The sequence below is a fragment of the Candidatus Thalassolituus haligoni genome (genome assembly GCF_041222825.1).
Taxonomy (GTDB): Bacteria; Pseudomonadota; Gammaproteobacteria; order Pseudomonadales; family Oceanobacteraceae; genus Oceanobacter; species Oceanobacter antarcticus.
Genome location: NZ_CP139482.1, coordinates 1,064,725 through 1,083,323, shown reverse-complemented (window position 1 = coordinate 1,083,323; position 18,599 = coordinate 1,064,725). Strand labels below are relative to the sequence as shown.

Genomic DNA, 18,599 nt, shown 5'->3' with positions numbered 1-18,599 from the left:
GTATGATGACAATCAACCGAACAGGCAGCCCACAGGAGACAACTTATGCTGATCGTATTTGCTCTGATATCCGGATTGATTATTGGCGGAGGGAGCGTTGGCATCTGGCTCAGTCGACGCTGGCAACAACAGATAAAAGACGCCGAAACCAGCCTGACCGAGCTGGTCAGCCAACACCAGCAAGAGCAGCAAGCGGGCAAAGAGTTGCGACAACAGGCCGCCGACCTCAGTTACCAGCTTAACGAAGCCAGTAAAACCATACGTTATCTGGAAAGTCGCCAGGATAACCTCCCGGCCCCCTGACCAGGACAACCAGGCTCAGAATGCCGACGCCTGCAAACTGGCACGCTTCTGTTTCGCTAACCGGGTAAGCAGGCGCCGTTCAACGTCCCGCCCTTTCTCACCCGCTGCCAGCGCGACGGTAGCGGTTAACAACGAGACTTCACCCAGCACCGGCCAATGACGTTGTTCCAGATGTCGTCTGATACGCTCCATCAACACGATAGCACCGTCTTCCGCGCAGTCTGGCAACAACAAGATAAACAATTCTTCACGGATCCGAAAAACTTCATCCCCGGCCCGTACCTCATCCCGAATACAGCCAACAAAATCCGGCAGAAACTGGATCACGGCGCGATTGCCATGCAGATCGCATAGCTGGGAAAAGTCCTCGATACTGAATCCGATCAGCGACAACGGGCGTTTGGCCCGTACACTGCGAGCTACCTCACGTTCCAACATCAACGCAAACTGACGGGCGTTATAGGCCCCGGACTCTCCATCTTTCAGGGCCAGCGACGTCGCAACCAGCAGACGATGGCTGATCAACAGCCCGTAACAGGCCACCGACGCCGCCACCATGATGTATACCAGCGCAGATCGGGTGGCGACCAGCAAATCCGACACCGCCAGAGTAGCGATCCAAATTGCCACCACCATGCAAAAATTATAGATATGGCCAAGCGTTCGACGCAGACAGAAGTAACTCAGAAACGGCATCATCAACAGATAATTCAGCGACAGGGCAACACCGGTTTCCAGCCGAACCAGTCCGGGGATTGTCACCAGCACCAGCACTGGCAACACCAACCAGTCATGGTGACTGCGATCCCGGCTAAACAGAATCACCACCGCAGCCAATACCAGTACTGGAATGACATAGATGCTGGCCAGCACGGTGTTGTACAAACCCAACTGAAACTGCTCCCACAACAGACCGCTCATCAACAGTGCCGTCAGGCCAAACAATCCCGCTCGCAACACCGGCCCTTGACGATGACTGTCAATGATGGAAATCATGGCGGGCCTCGCTGATACGATCCATCAGACTGTGAATATCATCGTCCGGCTGATAGTGAATGGCGACCACTTCCACTTGCTGGTCTACCGGCCCGTGCAAACCACTGCCAATACGCTGTTCGATCAGCTCAATATCATTGCTATTGCCGTGCGGCATCAACACCAGAAAGTCGTCCGACTTCAATCGATACAGGGTGTGAAATGCCAATACTCCCTGTCGCAGCTGTTCCCCTAACTGATGAATACTGTCTTCATATTTTTCACTATCCCACTGGCGCCAAGCACTTGGCAACACCACCAGAGCCAGCAACAACCGTGACGTCTGCCGATCTGCACGGGGAATCTCACGAGCCAGATCGATTTGCAGCTGATCCTCGTTATAGGCCCCGGTACGAGGATCCGCACCGACCTCTTCTCGCAGCCGGACGGCACCCGACTCGTTGAACCAGCCGATCGCTGCCGCCACGACGACACTCACCAGATAGGTCACCACAATTTGTGCGCGCAGCAACATATCCGACCATACCGCCAGACATAAAAACAACAGTGAAAACGCCAACAACATCCAATAGGCATGCGACCAGCGAAACGCAAAAATCAGATAAAACGGCACCCAATACCCAATATGAACCGTGTCCAGTCCGGTACTCATTTCACGTAGCGTCATCAGCACCAGCAAGGTCACGACTAACCATTCGGGCCAACGACGGCGATAAGGTCGATCCCGCAGCAGCAGATAACCGGCATAGACACTGAGCAGACAACCCAGAGCCAAGGCTGCAAGCGCCTCCCCTATCCGCTGATCAATCCAGTCCAGCAACGATAACGACGTCAGACAGACTGCCATCAACAGGCAATAGAAAGCCGTCAGTCGCAATTCTTGCTGGCGTAAAAAATAGCTATTGTTCTTGCCTGTAAGCATCAGTGGTGTTCTCAATCACTTTGATCGGGCCAGATTCATGCACCATCCAGCCCCGACTCTCGCCGGACTGGCCGCAAAGCAGCCGGGGCTGCTTTGCTTCAAGCACCAGACATCCGAGTGTAATTACCGGGTTAATCCAGAGGTTGGTAGTGTATACTAGCCGACTTTATCTGTTTCCGACCGATCGGGTGTAATCGATGGATGTAAACCAATACATGATAACGCTGGGCGAGCAGGCACGCAGCGCTGCCACTGCCATTGCCAGAGCATCAACCCAGGACAAGAACAAGGCCTTGCTGGCCATTGCCGATGCGATCAGCCAACAGCGTAGCGCACTGTACCAGGCCAATGCCACCGATCTTGAAAACGGCCGGGCCAAGGGGCTTGATGCCGCATTACTGGATCGTCTGGAACTGACGGACGCGCGTATTGATACCATGATCGAAGGCTTGCACCAGGTCGCCACGCTGCCAGATCCGGTGGGTGAAATCACCGATATGAAATACCGTCCCAGCGGCATCCAGGTCGGCAAAATGCGCGTACCTCTGGGGGTCATTGGCATTATTTATGAAAGCCGCCCGAATGTGACCATTGAAGCCGCCAGCCTGTGTCTGAAATCTGGCAATGCCACTATCTTGCGCGGTGGATCAGAATCGATCGCCAGCAACCAGATGCTGGCAGCCTGCATACGCACTGGACTGGCGGCTGCCGGCCTGCCCGAAACCGCCGTCCAGGTGGTTGAAACCACGGATCGTGCAGCCGTTGGCAAACTGATCACCATGCCCGAATTCGTCGATGTGATTGTGCCTCGCGGGGGCAAGGGACTGATTGAGCGCGTCAGCAAGGAAGCCCGCGTGCCGGTCATCAAGCACCTGGATGGTATCTGCCATGTTTATCTGGATCGCTTTGCCGACAAGACCAAGGCCCTGAACATTGCCGTGAATGCCAAGACTCACCGCTACGGCACCTGCAATACCATGGAAACCCTGCTGGTACACCAGCAGGTGGCGAATGAATTGCTACCGGAACTGGGCGAAGCCTTTGCAGCACTGGGTGTCGAATTACGCGGTTGTGACCAGACCCGCGCTATTCTTAATAGTATTCATGCGGCTACAGCAGCCGACTGGGACACCGAGTACCTGGCACCGATTCTGTCCATCAAGATCGTTGCTTCGATCGATGACGCCATTGAGCACATCAATCGCCACGGCTCACACCATACCGACAGTATCGTGACCGAAAACTACACCTTGGCGCGCCAATTCCTCACGGAAGTCGATTCCAGCTCCGTGATGATTAATGCTTCTACCCGTTTTGCCGACGGCTTTGAGTACGGATTGGGGGCTGAAATTGGCATCTCTACCGATAAAATTCATGCCCGTGGCCCAGTCGGCCTGGACGGTCTGACCTCACAAAAATACGTGGTATTTGGTAACGGCGAAGTACGTACATAATGACGTTAACAGCGGCAGCCTGTCGGGCTGCTCCTTGGGCAATCCTTGGTGGTACGTTTGACCCGGTTCACATCGGCCACCTGCGTATTGCCCTGCAGCTGCGTGATGCCGGCTTTGACCGAGTGCTGTTGATGCCTAACCGCATTCCGCCACACCGGCCATCGCCACGGGCGTCATCCAGTCAACGTCTGACCATGCTGACCTTGGCGACCAGAGACCTAGACGGCGTGGATGTCAGTGACATTGAACTGCAACGTCCTGAATGCAGCTACAGTGCTGTTACCCTGGAGCTGCTACGCACCTTGTACCCGGAAGTCACCTTCAGCTGGGCGATGGGTACCGATGCCTGGCTCAGTTTTGATCGCTGGCATCGCTGTGACGACATTCTCGATTTGGCCAACCTGATGGTAATCAGTCGCCCGGGGGAACGGCAACCCGTCGCTCCCTGGCAACAACAACAATGGCTGGCACGACAGGCCTCGCTGGATGAACTCCTGGTAAGTCCGGCCGGTCGCATTTGTCAGCAAACCTGGCCGGGGCTGGATATTTCAGCTTCAGGCTTGCGCCGGGGTATCGCCGAAGGCGAAAATATCCGGTTCCTTACTCCAGACCCTGTGCTGGACTATCTCACTCAACACCAACTTTACCGATAAGTAGCGAATGCAAACTGAGCAAATCAAAAACCTGGTCGTCGATTCCCTGGACGATATGAAAGCCAGAGACATCATTATTCTGGATGTACGCGGTCGTACTTCCGTGACCGACTGGATGATCATTGCCACGGGAACGTCAAACCGCCACGTCACTGCCGTTGCCGGTCATGTTGAAGAAAAAGCCAAGGAAGCTGGCCTGCGACCCAATGGTACTGAAGGCCGCGCGGTTGCCGACTGGGTGCTGATCGACCTGTTCGATGTGGTCGTCCACGTCATGACCGATCAGGCGCGCCATTTTTACGATCTGGAGCGGCTCTGGGGTGAGCCGGCGGACAGCACCAGCCAGGAAAGTTCGGCGGAATGAAAATCCGGCTGCTTGCTGTTGGCCAGAAAATGTCCTCCTGGGTTACCGAAGGCTATCAGGAATACGCCAAGCGACTTCCTGCCGATTGCGCGCTTGAACTGGTCGAAATCAGTCCGGGTTATCGCAGTAAAAGCAGCAGCAAAGAAAAAGCCATGCAGCAAGAAGCCGATGCCCTGCTGAAAGCGATTCGGCCGCAGGAACATCTGGTCGCACTGGATGTCCTTGGTAAACCCTGGTCAACCGAACAGCTTGCCAGCCAGATGGGACAGTGGCGTATGGATGGCCACGATATTGCTCTGGTCATTGGTGGCCCGGATGGCATCGCCCCCTCCTTGCTGACGCAGGCGAAACAGCGCTGGTCGTTGTCCAGTCTGACCTTGCCCCATCCGCTGGTACGTGTGGTGGTGGCAGAACAGATCTATCGAGCCTGGACCCTGTTGCAGGGTCATCCTTACCACAAATGAGGCCTGCATGTGGGAGCACTCCTTCCGGGACAAATCAGCTGAAGTAAAGCTGTTTCGCTCTCGCGCCATGATTCTGGGCCTGATTATTTTTGCCTTGCTGGGTGTGCTCGTCTGGCGCATGGCCTATTTGCAGATCACCTTGTACGAGAAGTACCAGAACCTTTCGGAAAACAACCGCATCAAGATCCAGCCACTGCCCCCAAAACGTGGTCTGATTTATGATCGTAATGGTGAACTGCTGGCAGAAAATGTGCCGTCTTACAGCCTTACGCTAGTGCCTGAACGCGTCCGCGACATGGATGCTACGCTGAGTTTTATTAACGACATGATCGGTATCTCGGAGCGCGACCGGGAACAGCTCGACAAGCGTCTGGAACTGCGCCGTCGCCCCTACGAACCGGTCGTTTTGCGCCACCAGCTCACTGAAGTCGAGATTGCCAAAGTCATGGTCAACCGGGTTTACCTGCCCGGCGTCGATGTGGAAGCCCAGCTGGTGCGCCACTACCCCCAGGGTGAAACCTTTGCCCACGTACTCGGTTATGTCGGCCGTATCAACCAGCGCGAACAAAACCAGCTGGATACCGACAGTGAGACCAAACGCCGTTATAGCGCCACCCAGTACATTGGCAAGCAGGGTATCGAAAAATATTACGAAAGCGACTTACACGGCGAGCCCGGCTATCAGAAAGTCGAAACCAACGCCCGAGGCCGCATTCTGCGAGTGCTGGAACAATCGGATCCGGCTCCTGGGGAAGATCTGACATTACACCTCGACAGCCGTTTGCAACGGCTGGCGCAACAACAACTGGCCGGTCGCCGTGGTGCCCTCGTTGCCATTGAAGTAAAAACCGGCGGCATTCTCAGCCTTTACAGCAATCCCGGCTTCGATCCCAACCTGTTTGTCACCGGTATTTCCCACACCGACTACAACGCCTTGCGTGACAACCCGGACCTGCCCTTGTTTGACCGCGCCATTCGTGGCCGTTACCCCCCCGCGTCCACCCTGAAACCCTTCATTGGCCTGGGTGTTGCCGACCTGGGCGTAACCAGCTGGAGCCGTACTATTTTTGACACCGGCAGCTTCACCTTGGAAAACAGCGATCGGGAATATCGGGACTGGAAGCGTCAGGGTCATGGTGAAGTCAACCTCGAACGAGCCATCGTTGAATCCTGCGATGTCTATTTTTATGATGCCGCCGTACGGGCGGGAATCGATCGATTGGAGCCATTTCTGGCGCAATTCGGTTTTGGCCAGAATCTGGCCATTGATGTGGATAATGCCTTTTCCGGCTTGTTGCCAGGACGCGAATGGAAACATCGCCATCACAAGGCCAGCTGGTATGCCGGAGACACCGTCAACCTGGGGATTGGCCAGGGCTATATCCAGGTCACGCCGTTGCAACTGGCAACCGCTACTGCGGTGATGGCCAACCGGGGCAAATGGATGGCACCACGGTTGCTGGCAGCTCATAGCGGCCAGTACGAAGCCATTGATGAAAGCGGGATTCAGGACATAAAACTGAATAATGAAGACAACTGGAATCGGATGTTTGAAGCCATGCGCAAGGTGATCAGCAGTCCTCATGGCACTGCTCGGGTACTGCAAAAGCATCTGGAATTCTCAATAGCCGGCAAAACCGGCACCGCCCAGGTCGTTGGTATCAAACAGGATGAAGAATACGACTCCGATGCGCTGCGTGAGCGTCTGCGTGACCATGCCCTGTTTATTGCCTTTGCTCCGGTCGAAGATCCCCAGATTGCCATTGCCGTAGTGGTCGAAAATGGTGAATCAGCCGGGCGTACAGCAGCCCCCATTGCCCAATCGGTGATCAATCTTTATCTCAGCGGAAGCACTGGCGAATGAGCAGTTCTGACTTTACCCGCACGCTCGGCAGCGGCGCACATCCAGGATTTGATCGCAGCCGTGCCCTGTTCACCCGTATGCACCTGGATCTGCTGCTGCTGGTACTGCTGCTGGTTCTTTGCCTGACCGGCTTGCTGATTCTCTACACCGGCAGTGGTAAAGATCTGCATATGCTGACACGCCAGGCGATTCACATGGGTATTGGTTCGCTCGGCATGATTCTGGCTGCACAACTGCCGCCACGTTTTTATCAGCTGATTGCCCCCTGGGCCTATCTTGTTGCCCTTGCAGCACTGCTCGGCGTCCTGATTGCCGGGGTAGACGCCAAGGGGGCACAGCGCTGGCTGGCGCTGCCCGGCCTGCCGCGCTTCCAGCCTTCCGAGCTGGTCAAACTGATACTGCCATTGACCGTCGCCTGGTATATGGCCAGACGTCCGGTTCCACCGCATATCACCGACTTGCTCAAGGCCAGCGTGATTATTGTTGTGCCCACCATACTGATTCTCAAACAACCGGATCTGGGCACATCCCTGCTGATTTCCGCGTCCGGTTTGTTAGTGTTGTTTTTTGCTGGCATGTCCTGGCGGCTGATTGGATCCCTGATCGCGCTGGTCTCCGCCTGTGCACCCTTGATGTGGTTTTTTGTGATGCACGATTATCAGAAACAGCGGGTATTGACCTTCCTCAATCCAGAAAGCGACCCGCTGGGTTCGGGCTGGAACATCATCCAGTCAAAAACCGCCATTGGCTCTGGCGGCATTGAAGGTAAAGGCTTTATGCAGGGCACCCAGTCACAGCTGGAATTTCTGCCCGAGAGCCATACCGACTTTATTATTGCCGTCTTGGCAGAAGAACTGGGACTGATTGGCGTTTTACTGCTGCTGATGCTGTACTTTCTGATTATATTTCGCTGCCTGGTACTCAGTAGCCGCTGTGAAACCTTGTTCGGCCGACTGTTGGCTGGCAGTTTGTCTGTTACCTTTTTTATCTATGTGTTCGTGAATATCGGGATGGTCAGCGGAATTTTGCCAGTGGTTGGTGTCCCATTGCCGCTGGTCAGCTACGGTGGTACGTCGGTGGTCAGTCTGATGGCCGCCTTCGGCCTGATCATGTCAATGGCAACGCATCAAAAACGTTAATCTACACAACAGGGAATTAGTATGACCAGACTCACACGTCAACTGGCACAGACCTGCCTGGTTGTCAGCCTCGGAGGCTCAGCCTTGGTACATGCAGGCTACGATCAGCATGCACGCTTCAATGAGTTTGCCGCCGAGCTGGAAAAGGAATATCACATCCCCCCGGCAGAAACCAAACGCTGGCTGTCGGAGTCAAAAAAACTCGATTCCGTGCTGGAAGCAATCGCCCGACCAGCGGAAAAAACCCTCGAATGGGATGGCTATCAGGACATATTCCTGACCCAAAAGCGGATTGAAGGTGGCAAGGCCTTTATGCAACAGCACGCCGAGCTGTTGGCTGTGGCAGAGCAAAAATACGGTGTTCCGAAGGAAATCATCAGCGCCATCATCGGCGTTGAAACCTTCTACGGCAGCCGCCAGGGCAACTATCGGGTACTGGATTCACTGGCAACACTGGCGTTTGATTACCCCCAACGGCCTATATTCTGGCGTGAATTAAAAGCCTTTTTTTCCCTAGCCAAAACAGAACAGCTCGACCCCGGTACGGTCAAAGGTTCCTACGCCGGTGCCATGGGCTACGGCCAGTTTATTCCGACCAGCTTCCTGGCCTATGCCGTCGACGGTGATGGCGATGGCAAACGTGATTTGTGGTCGAACCCTACGGATGCAATTAACAGCGTGGCCAACTACTTCAGTGTCCACGGTTGGCGAGCCGGTGAACCCGTTGTACAGCGCGCACGGGTCAGTGGCCAACAATACGAGACAGCCGTGAATGACAGCCTGAAACCCAAGTGGACGGTAGCGCAACTGGCCGCCATGGGCGTGTCGGCTACCGAGCCAGCGTCAGCGGATGCCCCCGCCAGCCTGGTCAAACTGATCGGCAAACAGGGTGCGGAATTCTGGCTGGCACAATACAACTACTATGTCATTACCCGTTACAACCACAGCCGCCTCTATGCCATGGCTGTCTACCAGTTGAGTGAGGCGCTGAAACAGTGAAGACCGGCTTATGGCTGATCATGGCGCTGCTGCTCAGCGCCTGCAGCTCGCGTTATCAGCACAGGGAAGATTTCAGTCCTCCGGTACCGCCCGATTTATCCACCCTCAAGGAGCCAACCCCAACGTCTGAAGCACTCAGCGTGATGGGTAATGGCCCCACCTACAAGGTGCTGGGTAAACGCTACCAGGTGCTGGAGCAGCCCCGTACTTTCCGCGAGACCGGCACGGCATCCTGGTATGGCATGAAATTTCATGGCCACGCCACCGCCAACGGCGAGATTTACGATGTCTATCAGTTCACCGCTGCGCATAAAACCTTGCCGTTGCCCAGTTATGTAAAAGTGACCAGGCAAGATAATGGTAAAAGCGTTGTCGTGCGGGTCAACGATCGCGGACCGTTTTACAAGGATCGTATGATCGATCTGTCGTACGTCGCCGCTCACAAGATTGGTCTGGATATCTCCGGTACGGCCCCGGTCACGATTGAGCTGCTCAAGCCGCCCCTGCCAGATAAAGTACGCTGGGTACAGGTGTCTGCCCTGTCCGACCAGCCAAGCGCCAACAAGCAGCAGCAAGCGTTACGTGACGCCCTGAAGCCGCTGACCTGGCCGGTCGAGGTCTACCAGGGCAAGCTGAATGGCAAGCCCCTGCACAAAGTACGTATTGGCCCGGTGCCGGAAGGAAAGCCGCTGCAGGACTTACTCGCCCGGCTGGATAAGTTGCATATCAACAACCCGGTCGTACTCGGAGCGCACCAGCTTAACTAACAGGCTGCCAGTGCATACCACCAGTCCCCTTCCCGCTGAGGAATTAAGGCGCACAAAAAAAAGGGCCATGACCAAATTGGTCAGGCCCGAGGCAAGGGTACTCAGCGCAGAAAATTGTTAAAACCGGTACTTATTCACCCGTACCGTGTTTTTTAATGTCTTTACGAATGGCCAGGTAAACACCTGCAAAAAATACGCAGGTCAGGCCCACAATTACCAATCCTGAAAAAACGACTTCATCCATAAACATAGTGGGATACCTCACTCACTGTCGATCATGCGTTTGCCTTGTTGAGTTCAATGTAACAGCCTGTGCCGGGGCCAGATTGACCCATATCAAGTGGATTTTTCTGTCATTGCCCTAACCGCTGCTACGCTTGATATGTATCAAAATCGGGAATTGTGAGCCATTTGGTGGCCTGCTTATTGCGCTGCAGAATGAGACTGTATAATTTTGTCAGAGCTGTATAAGGATCACCGGACGCTGATCGCCCGGGATTACATTCGCCGCCGCTTTGGTAAGGAATGCCCATGCATCATCATATCGATCCGTACCGCAGGGACTCATACAGCCGAATACCCGTCTTGCTACTGGCCGCACTGGCACCGTTGCAGCTGAATCCCTGTCGCGCCGCCAGTGTCGGTGATGCCGCGCCAGCAGTGGTTACCGAAGCAGCCACCCTGGAGACCCTGATAGCCTCCATCCGCTCAGGAGACTTCAGTTCCGCCTACCAGATCGCCCATACACTGCTGGCGATGTACGAAGGCGAGGAAGCCTTCGATTTGATGTACGGCAGCGCCGCACTGGAAACCCGCAACCTCAACGAGGCCTGGTTTGTATTTGACCGGCTGCATAGCCGCTTTCCACAAAATCTCAACTACCACTTCGAGCTGGCGCGCTGCCAATATGCCATGGGGCAGATGCTGGCGGCGGAAACCGGTTTTCAGACTGTGCTGGCAGCGGATCCGCTGCCAGCCATCGCCACCGCATCCCGTAACTACTTGCAACAAATCAGCCAGCAACAATCCCGTAGCCGACGCTCCTGGTCGGTGGCACTGGCAACAGCAGCCGGTTACGACACCAATATCAACACGGCCACCAGTGAACGGGAAATCGACCTGTTTGATGGCCAGTTGAGCGCGATTCTCAGCGAAGAACAGCGCGCCATACATTCAGGTTATTTTCGCTACTCTGCCGCCGTCCAGATGAGTTTGCCGCTCACCAGCAAGCGGCGGGTCTACAGTAGTGTCTCCTTCGCTCGCAAAGACAATAACGGCAATGACACCTACGACCTCGATGCCGTTCAATTCCGGGCGGGTGCCCAGCAGCTGCTGGGACAACACCAGCTGAATGCCAGCCTCGGCTATGAATACTACTGGCTTGGCCACGACAGCCTGCAATCCATGCTGCAGCTGACGACAGAATGGCGCTGGAATGGCTGGCAACACTGGCAGCCTCAGTTCGAACTCCATGTCATCAGCAAAGACAGTCAGCTCAATGATGAAGCCGATACCCTGCAAATCGGCAGCCGGACAGCACTGGCATACCAGCAGGGACTCTGGAGCAGCATGGCGGGCGTCAGCTGGTCGAGCGATCTGGATGACCAGGCTGAACTGGCACGGGATACCGCAGGTGCCGATGCACGGCTGTCTTACCAGTTGAATTCACGTTTGGCGCTGCATCTTCAGGGTCTCTATCGGCAGTACGATTACCAGCATGGCAACGATTTGCTCGCACCAGGCAAAGATCGCCAGGAGCACCTGGGTCAGGCCAGCATTGGCTGGCAATACCAGCTCTTGCACTGGCTGACGCTGCACAATCAGTTCAGTTATTTGCGCAACGCCAGCTCCATCAGCGTCTATCAGTATGACAGGGCACTGTTTGAGGCTGGCCTGACGGTCAGTTTCCAGAATTGAAGCGGAGGTTTTATGACAATCAGGATGCGTATCTTTTTTGGCGCCATGGTCACCTTGTTCGGATTATTGACGACAATGGCTTATGCCGACGACAACGTCGGTACAGTGATCATGGCACGGGGCGAGGTTACAGCCCTCCAGCCGCAGCAAGATGTCCGTGTCCTCAAGCGCCGCAGCCCGGTTTATATGCAGGATACCGTCACCACCGGCAACAACAGCAAAGTGCAGATACGTTTTAACGATGATGCCCTGCTGGCGCTGAATGCCAACAGCAGTCTGGTTGTACATCAGTACCAGCAACAGGCTACCCGCCACGATCAACCGGAAGTGGTCATGCAGCTGATTGAAGGGGGATTCCGGACACTGACCGGTAGCCTTGGCAAGGGCACCGCAGCCGCCTACCGGGTCGATACCCCGGTTGGCAGCATCGGCATTCGAGGCACACTTTACAGCGCCTTGCTGGACAAGGGCCGACTGCTGCTGGGCGTCTGGCAAGGCACCATCAGCATCACTACCGACGCTGGTGATTTTGTGCTCGGTCATGGCGCGGACTTCCACTACGCCAGCGTGGGTGCCGATGGCTTTACCGGCCTGCTGGAAGCACCGGCCGAACTTCAGGACAACACGGCCGAACAACCGCAAAGCACACCCAATAGCAATCAGCACAATACGTCCGCAGACGCCAACAGCAACATCACCAACAGCGACGTGCCACCGCCGCTTGATCAACAGGACAGCGCCCGCCTTCAAGCAATTCTGAAAGCGTCAGTAAATAGTGACACGGATCCCGACGCCAACCCTGACACGCCGCTGATTGACGACAGCAGCCCGGACAGCCGCCTGACCAATACCGAATATCAGGCATTTTTGTCCAGTCACCGTCTTGGTGCTGTCGCCATGAACGGCGAGCTGCGGGTCGGCACCGTAGTGCAACTGGACGGTGAACAACCGATATTTGTTGCCGTCAATGAAGCAGGTCAACTCGATGTCGTGCGCTTTTCCGGCACCAGCTCAAAGTCCGACCAGCCAGACAACAATTTGGATGTCATTTGGGGTGTCTGGGACGGTAGTGATAGCGATATTGAGGTCTACTCCGATCGCGATTCTGATGAACATAGCGGCTATGACGGCATGGCACTCTGGCTACACGGTACCCCGACACTGTCTTCCCAGCTGAGTTCTCTGTCTGGCAGTGTGCATTTTGCTGGCAACCTGGGTATCGGCTTTAATAATCTGGGACAGCCGCTGAGTGTTTCCGGGGGGCAGTTTGATCTCGACTTCAACACTGGCCGCGTTTCCAATGGCTCATTATCTGCCGGATTTGGTGATACCGGCGCCGATCTCTGGGCCATCAGCTTCGATGGCAGCATTCAGATTGATGGTAATAATTCACCACTGGTTAACCTGGATATCATGAATGGCCAACACGGCGATATCAGCATCAACACCGGCACCAGTGAGCTGGGTGGCATTCTGGTCGGCGAACAGGCTGATGCCTTCCTCGGTGGATTTGAACTGATCGACAACAGCAGCAACAGCGCCACCGGCGCGGTATTGTGGCAACACGCCAGTCCTAACTGAACACCTCTGGCTGACGACTATTTTTGCTGATGCTGAAAGCTGCCGTCCCAGTCTGACGGCGGCAGCATCTCCCACTCTCGCAGTCGTTCCTGAAAGACCTGGTAAAGTTTGCACTGGGGATAACGCCAGACCAATTCGTCAAATGCCTCTCTGGCGGCACGCCAGTTAGCGCAGATATACAGATCCATGGCCAGACGATGATAGTCCAACTCTTCACGGGTAGCTGCCGAGGTTTCGCTGATCAACCCGAGTGGTTCAAAGACATCCAGCGCTTCGAGCTTGCCTTTGACCTGGATACGATCAACAAAACGGTATTCAAATTCCAGCGCCTGATGGCGGGTATTTTCGCCAACCAGCACATCAACCCCGTAATACTTGGTCAGTGATTCCAGTCGCGACCCCAGGTTTACAGCATCACCCAGCACCGTATAGGCACGGCGGTATGACGATCCCATATCCCCCACATTCATCGCACCCGTATTAATGCCAATGCCTGCCACCAGCCGTGGCCAGCCGCGTAATGCAAACGGCTGCTCCAACGTTCTGGTCACCTCAATCATGGCCAACGCGGCGGCGACGGCATGGCTGGCATGATCGACATCGTCCAGCGGTGCCCCCCAGAAGGCCATCACCATATCGCCGACGTATTTGTCGATGGTGCCTTCATGATCAAAAATGGTTTTGGTAACCGGCGTAAAATAACTACTCAGCAGCTGTTTCAGTTCGTTGGCGGGCAAACCTTCCGAAATACTGGTAAAGGATCGAATATCGCTGAACAACACCGTCATTTGACGGTTATCACCCTGAAACTGGTAAGCCGACGGATCGTCGAGCATTTTTTCAATATGTGCCGGTGGCACATATTGGTCGAACATTCCCTTCAGCGTGCGACGACTTCTGCTTTCATAAACAAAGCCATAACCCAGGTTGAGTATCACCAGGGTAAAACACAGCAGAATCAGCGGCGCCAATGGCAAATCCAGCCCCATCGACCAGCATGTTGCGTTAATCACGACCACCAGCAACAGCGCGGCAATACTGGATGGAATCGCTCGCAACGGCCCCATTCCAGGTAATACAACCGACAGCAGCAACCCGGTCAGTATCATTAACAGAAACGTCGCCCCCGGCTCCCACTCCGGACGATAGGGAAAACTGCCGTTCAGGAGCGCATCGATCACATTGGCATGAACTTCGACGCCGGGGTACTGGGTACCGACCGGCGTTGTTCGCAAATCAGCCAAACCCTGAGCGCTGGTGCCCACCAAGACCAAAGCACCTTCCAACACGTCGCTTGCCACCCGTCCGGCCATAATGTCAGCGGCCGAGATATAACGATAGCTTCTGGCTGGCCCTTTATAAGGAACAATCACTCGCCCGAGTGCATCGGTGCGCACCTGGATACCCGCCACCGCCAGCTGCCTTGGTACCATGACATTACCCAGGCGAACCATCTCTGGCTCCAGCTGCCAATCGAGCAAGTAGGTCATCACCATGGCCAGTGACAACGCCGGGTACAGTTGATCGCCATAGCGCATCACCAACGGCGTGCGTCTGATACTGCCGTCGCTGTCAGTAAAAGTGGAGACAAAACCGGCTCCAGCACTGGCTTCCGCAAATAATGGTAAATTGCCGTTATAGCCAGGACTGGCCAGAAATGTCATCGGTACACCAGAAGGCAGTTGCGCCACCGGAGCAGGCAGTACACCACGCGTATCCGTGCTGTTGTCGCTGAAAAAAAATCCTGCCACGACATCTAGCCGTCGCATCGTACTGGCCAGTATGGTGTCGGGATCCGGGGCCGATTTCATCAGCTCCAGCAGCATTAAACGCTGCTGCTCTGGGACAGTATCCAGCCAACGACCCAAAGGTTGTTGTTCCGCTTCAGACAGCACAATATCAAGACCAACAACCGCCACACCAGCGTCCGCCAGACGGGTCAGTAATTGCGATAACTGCCGACGACTCCAGGGCCAGCGCCCCTGTTCTGCCAGCGAGGACTCGTCAATATCGACAACGATAACCGGCACCCTGCTGTCTGCCTCATCATCATAATGATCAGACAACAGGCCGAAACGCCAGTCGTACAGCAAATAATCCAGACGTTGTAGCCAGAATCCACTACCACTTTCGATGCGGTTACAGGCCAGTGTCAGGCAGACGGTGATCAGAATACCGGCGTAAACCGGCGCTCGTCGGCGTAAAAGCCGTTTATCGAAAGGGGCGAAAGGCATGTGCTGTTTCCGGTTGAAAAAACATCAACCCGGCAAAGATTGATGGGATATTAACCCGACTTGATGAACGACCTGATAAGGTCAATCCGAGACAACTGCACCAGAAATTTACAGGCGTTATCAAACCAGTTCAATATCGCACCAAAAAACAACACATTGATAACAAACTATCCCGAGATAATTCGGCCCCGATAGACTCGGGTAGAAGGCCCAATACGCTCACGATCATCAATCATTGTGGTGGCACCCCGGTAGGTTCTATCCATAATTTGTCTGGATGGTGGCTCCTGGGTCGGCAAAAACTCCTCTACCAGGGCCAACAGATCCTGACTGACGCCGCTTTTTACAAGGTTTCTGAGGTCGTCTTCCAGTGAAGGCGAATCATAGTGAATCATGCAGCCCTGCTCTTCTTTCGCTAATCGCTTTATTTTTTGTAGTAGCGCGATATTGATGCGGTTGAATTCAACCATGTGGTTCCCCCCAAATTGGTTCTGGAAAGTTCACTGCAACGCTCATACCATAGTTTTGCTCTCGGCGATTATTTGCCCCATGGGACAATCCAGCTGGCGCTCAATGTAGCCGCTAAACTGGGAGGCCACACTCTCCCAACTCAACTGTTCAGCCGTTGTTCGGGCGGCTTTGCCCAATGCCACCAGATCACTGTCTACCAATGCTTCTGCCGCCGCGATAAAGGCAAAATCTGCGGCATGACTGTCCTCTCCCGTTAATGCCAGTACACCGTTAATACCGGTGCGGACGTGCATATGCGCAGCCGCCAGATCAAAGGCAACCACTGGCAAGGCGCTGGCCATGGCTTCCAGAGTCACCAGGCCGAACGTTTCTGTCACGCTGGGGAACACAAACAGATCCGCAGAAGCGAAATGCCGGGCCAGTGCTTCACCGGTTTGTACCCCGGCAAAAATTACATCCGGGTGGCTGGTCTGAATTTCGTCGCGCATGGGACCATCTCCGACCATCACCAGTTTGAGATCCGGGCGTGAAACACGCAAATGGTCATAGGTTGCAATTGCCAGCGGGATATTCTTTTCTGCAGCGATACGCCCGACGTACAGCATTACCCGGTCTGCTTCTCCAACCTGCCATGACTGGCGTAGCCCTGAGCTGCGCCGACGAGGATGAAACAAGGTGCAATTGACACCGTGTGGCAGCACCTGAACATTATGGAAGCGTGATTCACGCAGAAAGGCAGCAACCTCTTCGGAAGGCACCAGAGTCCCGGCGGTACGATTGTGGAAGCGTCGCAACCAGTTCAAAGTCAGTGTTCGAATCCAGCCCAGCCCGTAATAACTGCTGTAACGATGGAAATTGGTGTGAAAAGCGCTCAGCACCGGAATATGGCATTCTGTGGCCAAATTAAGCGCCGAGTTACCCAATGGGCCTTCGGTGGCAATAAATACAAATTCAGGCTGAAATCGCTCCCAGGCTGCGCGTATTTCACTGCGTGCTGGCCAGCCGATTTGCAAATCAGGGTACATGGGGATGGTCAGACCACGACACCACACCTCCTCGACTTCCGGTTTCCATTCCGAACGGGGGCGGGTGCGAATCAGCTGCACCTGGAAACAACCGGGATCCAGAGCATTAATTAACTGACGCAAGGAATTCGCGACGCCATTAACGTCGGGAACATAGGTCTCAGTGACAATACTGATACGAAGCGAAGCCATACTTCTCTGGCACTCTGGCTAAATTTGACCAGTGTGCCAGCGCGAACGTGACACTTTGATGAAGCATGACGGCATACCGGGTATTACCCCGCCAGCCATTATCCGTAAAATGCAATACTGGCACCAGCGCTCGAATAATCAGCAACCGTAGCCATGCCCGGCCAGTAATTACCTGGCGCCAATAATAGGCGAGACAGGTAAAACAGACGTCATCCGCGAACCAGCCAGAAATATCTCAATGCTCACCTGGAGAGGAACGAATAATCCCTCGTCAAGATTGCGGATTCAGCAATACATCCCGGCAGGCCCAAAAGCCTGCATTCCAGGATTCGAATCGGTGAAATTCCTAGTGTGTTACTTCTGCAACGTTTAACTGCTGCAGGTTTTCTTCACTCAGCTTGGAAAGCCGATAACGCAACTGCCGTGGCGTCAGCCCCAGAACCTTGGCAGCCATCGTCTTATTACCATTACATTTGTCGATTGCGGCGTGAATATCACTCAGTTCATCTTCCTGTACGCGCTGGTAAGGGCGAGCATACAGCGTCTTGAAGTTAGGGACGACCTGGGTTGCCAGAATCTGGGCGATTTGCGCGCCAAGGCAGTGCACCAAATCAAGACTGACTTGATCCAGGCGTGCACCACGGAGATCCATCACCAAAACCGCCAATACAGACTGGCGCAACACCAGTGGCACCAGCAGGCAACGATCTTGCAAGGTGAGGCCACAAGCTTGGGGATCAAACCGTTCAGGACGCTCACTACCATCCTTGATAACCAACCACTCTCGCGACTCAAACTGACGACACAGGGCGTGCTGGACAGCAAAGCTGTAAACGCCATTAGTCACGCCGGTTGAACAATACTGCGCCTTGAAACGACTCGGCGAATCGGGCAAAGCAATTGAGACATTGCGCAACTCAGTGTGCTCGGAAATCAGCATCAGCAGGCGCTGAATGCTTTCCTCGTCCTGGTAACGACCTTCAATAATTTCAGTAAGCCCCGTAAGCCAGTGGGCAACGGTAGTTGGCTTGGGCTGGCGGTAGTCTTGGATATCAGCGATTTTATACATGGGCAGATCCTCCTTTGTATAGTCTTTCGCAAACTCCGTACCAGCTATTAGAAACAGGCCAATAAAATTTATCAGGAACCGGTTTCAACGAAAATACCGCTGCAGAAGCCACAATAATGAGCAAAAACACGCTCTATAAGCTGTCTTTCAGAGCTTTTGGTATCAATCCTGTCGTTACCCGATCC

The 18,599-nt window shown here is 54.6% G+C and carries 18 protein-coding genes; 11 read left to right on the top strand and 7 right to left on the bottom strand.

Annotated features, from left to right (window positions below; genetic code table 11):
- The first annotated feature begins 45 nt into the window (after nt 1-45).
- Nucleotides 46-303, top strand: coding sequence for a hypothetical protein (locus tag SOJ49_RS04955; RefSeq protein WP_369857127.1), 258 nt, complete (start codon nt 46-48; stop codon nt 301-303).
- A 15-nt stretch (nt 304-318) separates the two neighbouring features.
- Here the strand turns inward: SOJ49_RS04955 and SOJ49_RS04950 are convergent, their stop codons facing one another.
- Nucleotides 319-1,299 (bottom strand): GGDEF domain-containing protein, encoded by a 981-nt coding sequence (locus SOJ49_RS04950; RefSeq protein WP_369857126.1) that lies wholly within the window; start codon nt 1,297-1,299, stop codon nt 319-321.
- Nucleotides 1,283-2,221 carry a hypothetical protein gene (locus SOJ49_RS04945; protein WP_369857125.1) on the bottom strand — a complete coding sequence of 313 codons (939 nt, stop codon included), beginning with the start codon at nt 2,219-2,221 and terminating at the stop codon, nt 1,283-1,285. Before SOJ49_RS04945 ends, SOJ49_RS04950 begins: the two co-directional genes overlap by 17 nt.
- A gap of 197 nt (nt 2,222-2,418) precedes the next feature.
- Here SOJ49_RS04945 and SOJ49_RS04940 point away from each other — a divergent pair, with 197 nt between their 5' ends.
- The 8 genes from SOJ49_RS04940 to SOJ49_RS04905 are packed head-to-tail and all read left to right on the top strand — an operon-like array spanning nt 2,419 to nt 9,925.
- Entirely contained in the window at nt 2,419-3,675 is a 1,257-nt protein-coding gene (locus SOJ49_RS04940) for a glutamate-5-semialdehyde dehydrogenase (protein ID WP_369857124.1), read from the top strand.
- A complete protein-coding gene (gene nadD, locus SOJ49_RS04935) occupies nt 3,675-4,328 on the top strand; it encodes a nicotinate-nucleotide adenylyltransferase (RefSeq protein ID WP_369857123.1) in 654 nt (217 codons plus the stop codon). The genes SOJ49_RS04940 and nadD overlap by 1 nt, the downstream gene beginning before the upstream one ends.
- Before the next feature lie 7 nt (nt 4,329-4,335).
- A complete protein-coding gene (gene rsfS, locus SOJ49_RS04930; RefSeq protein ID WP_369857122.1) occupies nt 4,336-4,692 on the top strand; it encodes a ribosome silencing factor in 357 nt (118 codons plus the stop codon).
- Entirely contained in the window at nt 4,689-5,156 is a 468-nt protein-coding gene (rlmH, locus tag SOJ49_RS04925) for a 23S rRNA (pseudouridine(1915)-N(3))-methyltransferase RlmH (RefSeq protein ID WP_369857121.1), read from the top strand. The genes rsfS and rlmH overlap by 4 nt, the downstream gene beginning before the upstream one ends.
- Nucleotides 5,157-5,163: 7 nt before the next feature.
- The gene (gene mrdA / locus SOJ49_RS04920; RefSeq protein WP_369857120.1) at nt 5,164-7,020 is read left to right on the top strand and encodes a penicillin-binding protein 2; all 1,857 of its coding nucleotides are present in this window, start codon (nt 5,164-5,166) and stop codon (nt 7,018-7,020) included.
- On the top strand, nt 7,017-8,159 hold the full coding sequence (rodA, locus tag SOJ49_RS04915) for a rod shape-determining protein RodA (protein ID WP_369857119.1): 1,143 nt from the start codon (nt 7,017-7,019) through the stop codon (nt 8,157-8,159). Before mrdA ends, rodA begins: the two co-directional genes overlap by 4 nt.
- A 21-nt stretch (nt 8,160-8,180) precedes the next feature.
- A complete protein-coding gene (mltB, locus tag SOJ49_RS04910; RefSeq protein WP_369857118.1) occupies nt 8,181-9,158 on the top strand; it encodes a lytic murein transglycosylase B in 978 nt (325 codons plus the stop codon).
- Complete coding sequence (locus SOJ49_RS04905) at nt 9,155-9,925, top strand: septal ring lytic transglycosylase RlpA family protein (protein ID WP_369857117.1); 771 nt, start codon at nt 9,155-9,157, stop codon at nt 9,923-9,925. Before mltB ends, SOJ49_RS04905 begins: the two co-directional genes overlap by 4 nt.
- Before the next feature lie 130 nt (nt 9,926-10,055).
- Here SOJ49_RS04905 and ccoM read toward each other — a convergent pair whose 3' ends face one another.
- Nucleotides 10,056-10,175: a cytochrome c oxidase subunit CcoM gene (gene ccoM, locus SOJ49_RS04900; protein WP_369857116.1), complete on the bottom strand. Its 120-nt coding sequence runs from the start codon at nt 10,173-10,175 to the stop codon at nt 10,056-10,058.
- A gap of 281 nt (nt 10,176-10,456) precedes the next feature.
- On the opposite strand from ccoM, the gene SOJ49_RS04895 reads away from it, so the two are divergent.
- Complete coding sequence (locus tag SOJ49_RS04895; RefSeq protein WP_369857115.1) at nt 10,457-11,842, top strand: tetratricopeptide repeat protein; 1,386 nt, start codon at nt 10,457-10,459, stop codon at nt 11,840-11,842.
- Between the two features lie 12 nt (nt 11,843-11,854).
- Nucleotides 11,855-13,423, top strand: a complete 1,569-nt coding sequence (locus SOJ49_RS04890; RefSeq protein WP_369857114.1) for a FecR domain-containing protein — start codon at nt 11,855-11,857, stop codon at nt 13,421-13,423.
- 17 nt (nt 13,424-13,440) lie between these two features.
- Here the strand turns inward: SOJ49_RS04890 and SOJ49_RS04885 are convergent, their stop codons facing one another.
- From SOJ49_RS04885 to SOJ49_RS04870, 4 genes are all read right to left on the bottom strand, one after another.
- Nucleotides 13,441-15,657 (bottom strand): CHASE2 domain-containing protein, encoded by a 2,217-nt coding sequence (locus SOJ49_RS04885; protein ID WP_369857113.1) that lies wholly within the window; start codon nt 15,655-15,657, stop codon nt 13,441-13,443.
- A gap of 167 nt (nt 15,658-15,824) precedes the next feature.
- On the bottom strand, nt 15,825-16,127 hold the full coding sequence (locus SOJ49_RS04880) for a hypothetical protein (protein ID WP_369857112.1): 303 nt from the start codon (nt 16,125-16,127) through the stop codon (nt 15,825-15,827).
- 42 nt (nt 16,128-16,169) lie between these two features.
- Nucleotides 16,170-17,345, bottom strand: coding sequence for a glycosyltransferase family 4 protein (locus tag SOJ49_RS04875; RefSeq protein WP_369857111.1), 1,176 nt, complete (start codon nt 17,343-17,345; stop codon nt 16,170-16,172).
- A gap of 346 nt (nt 17,346-17,691) precedes the next feature.
- Nucleotides 17,692-18,414, bottom strand: coding sequence for a helix-turn-helix domain-containing protein (locus SOJ49_RS04870; protein ID WP_369857110.1), 723 nt, complete (start codon nt 18,412-18,414; stop codon nt 17,692-17,694).
- Between the last annotated feature and the right edge of the window lie 185 nt (nt 18,415-18,599).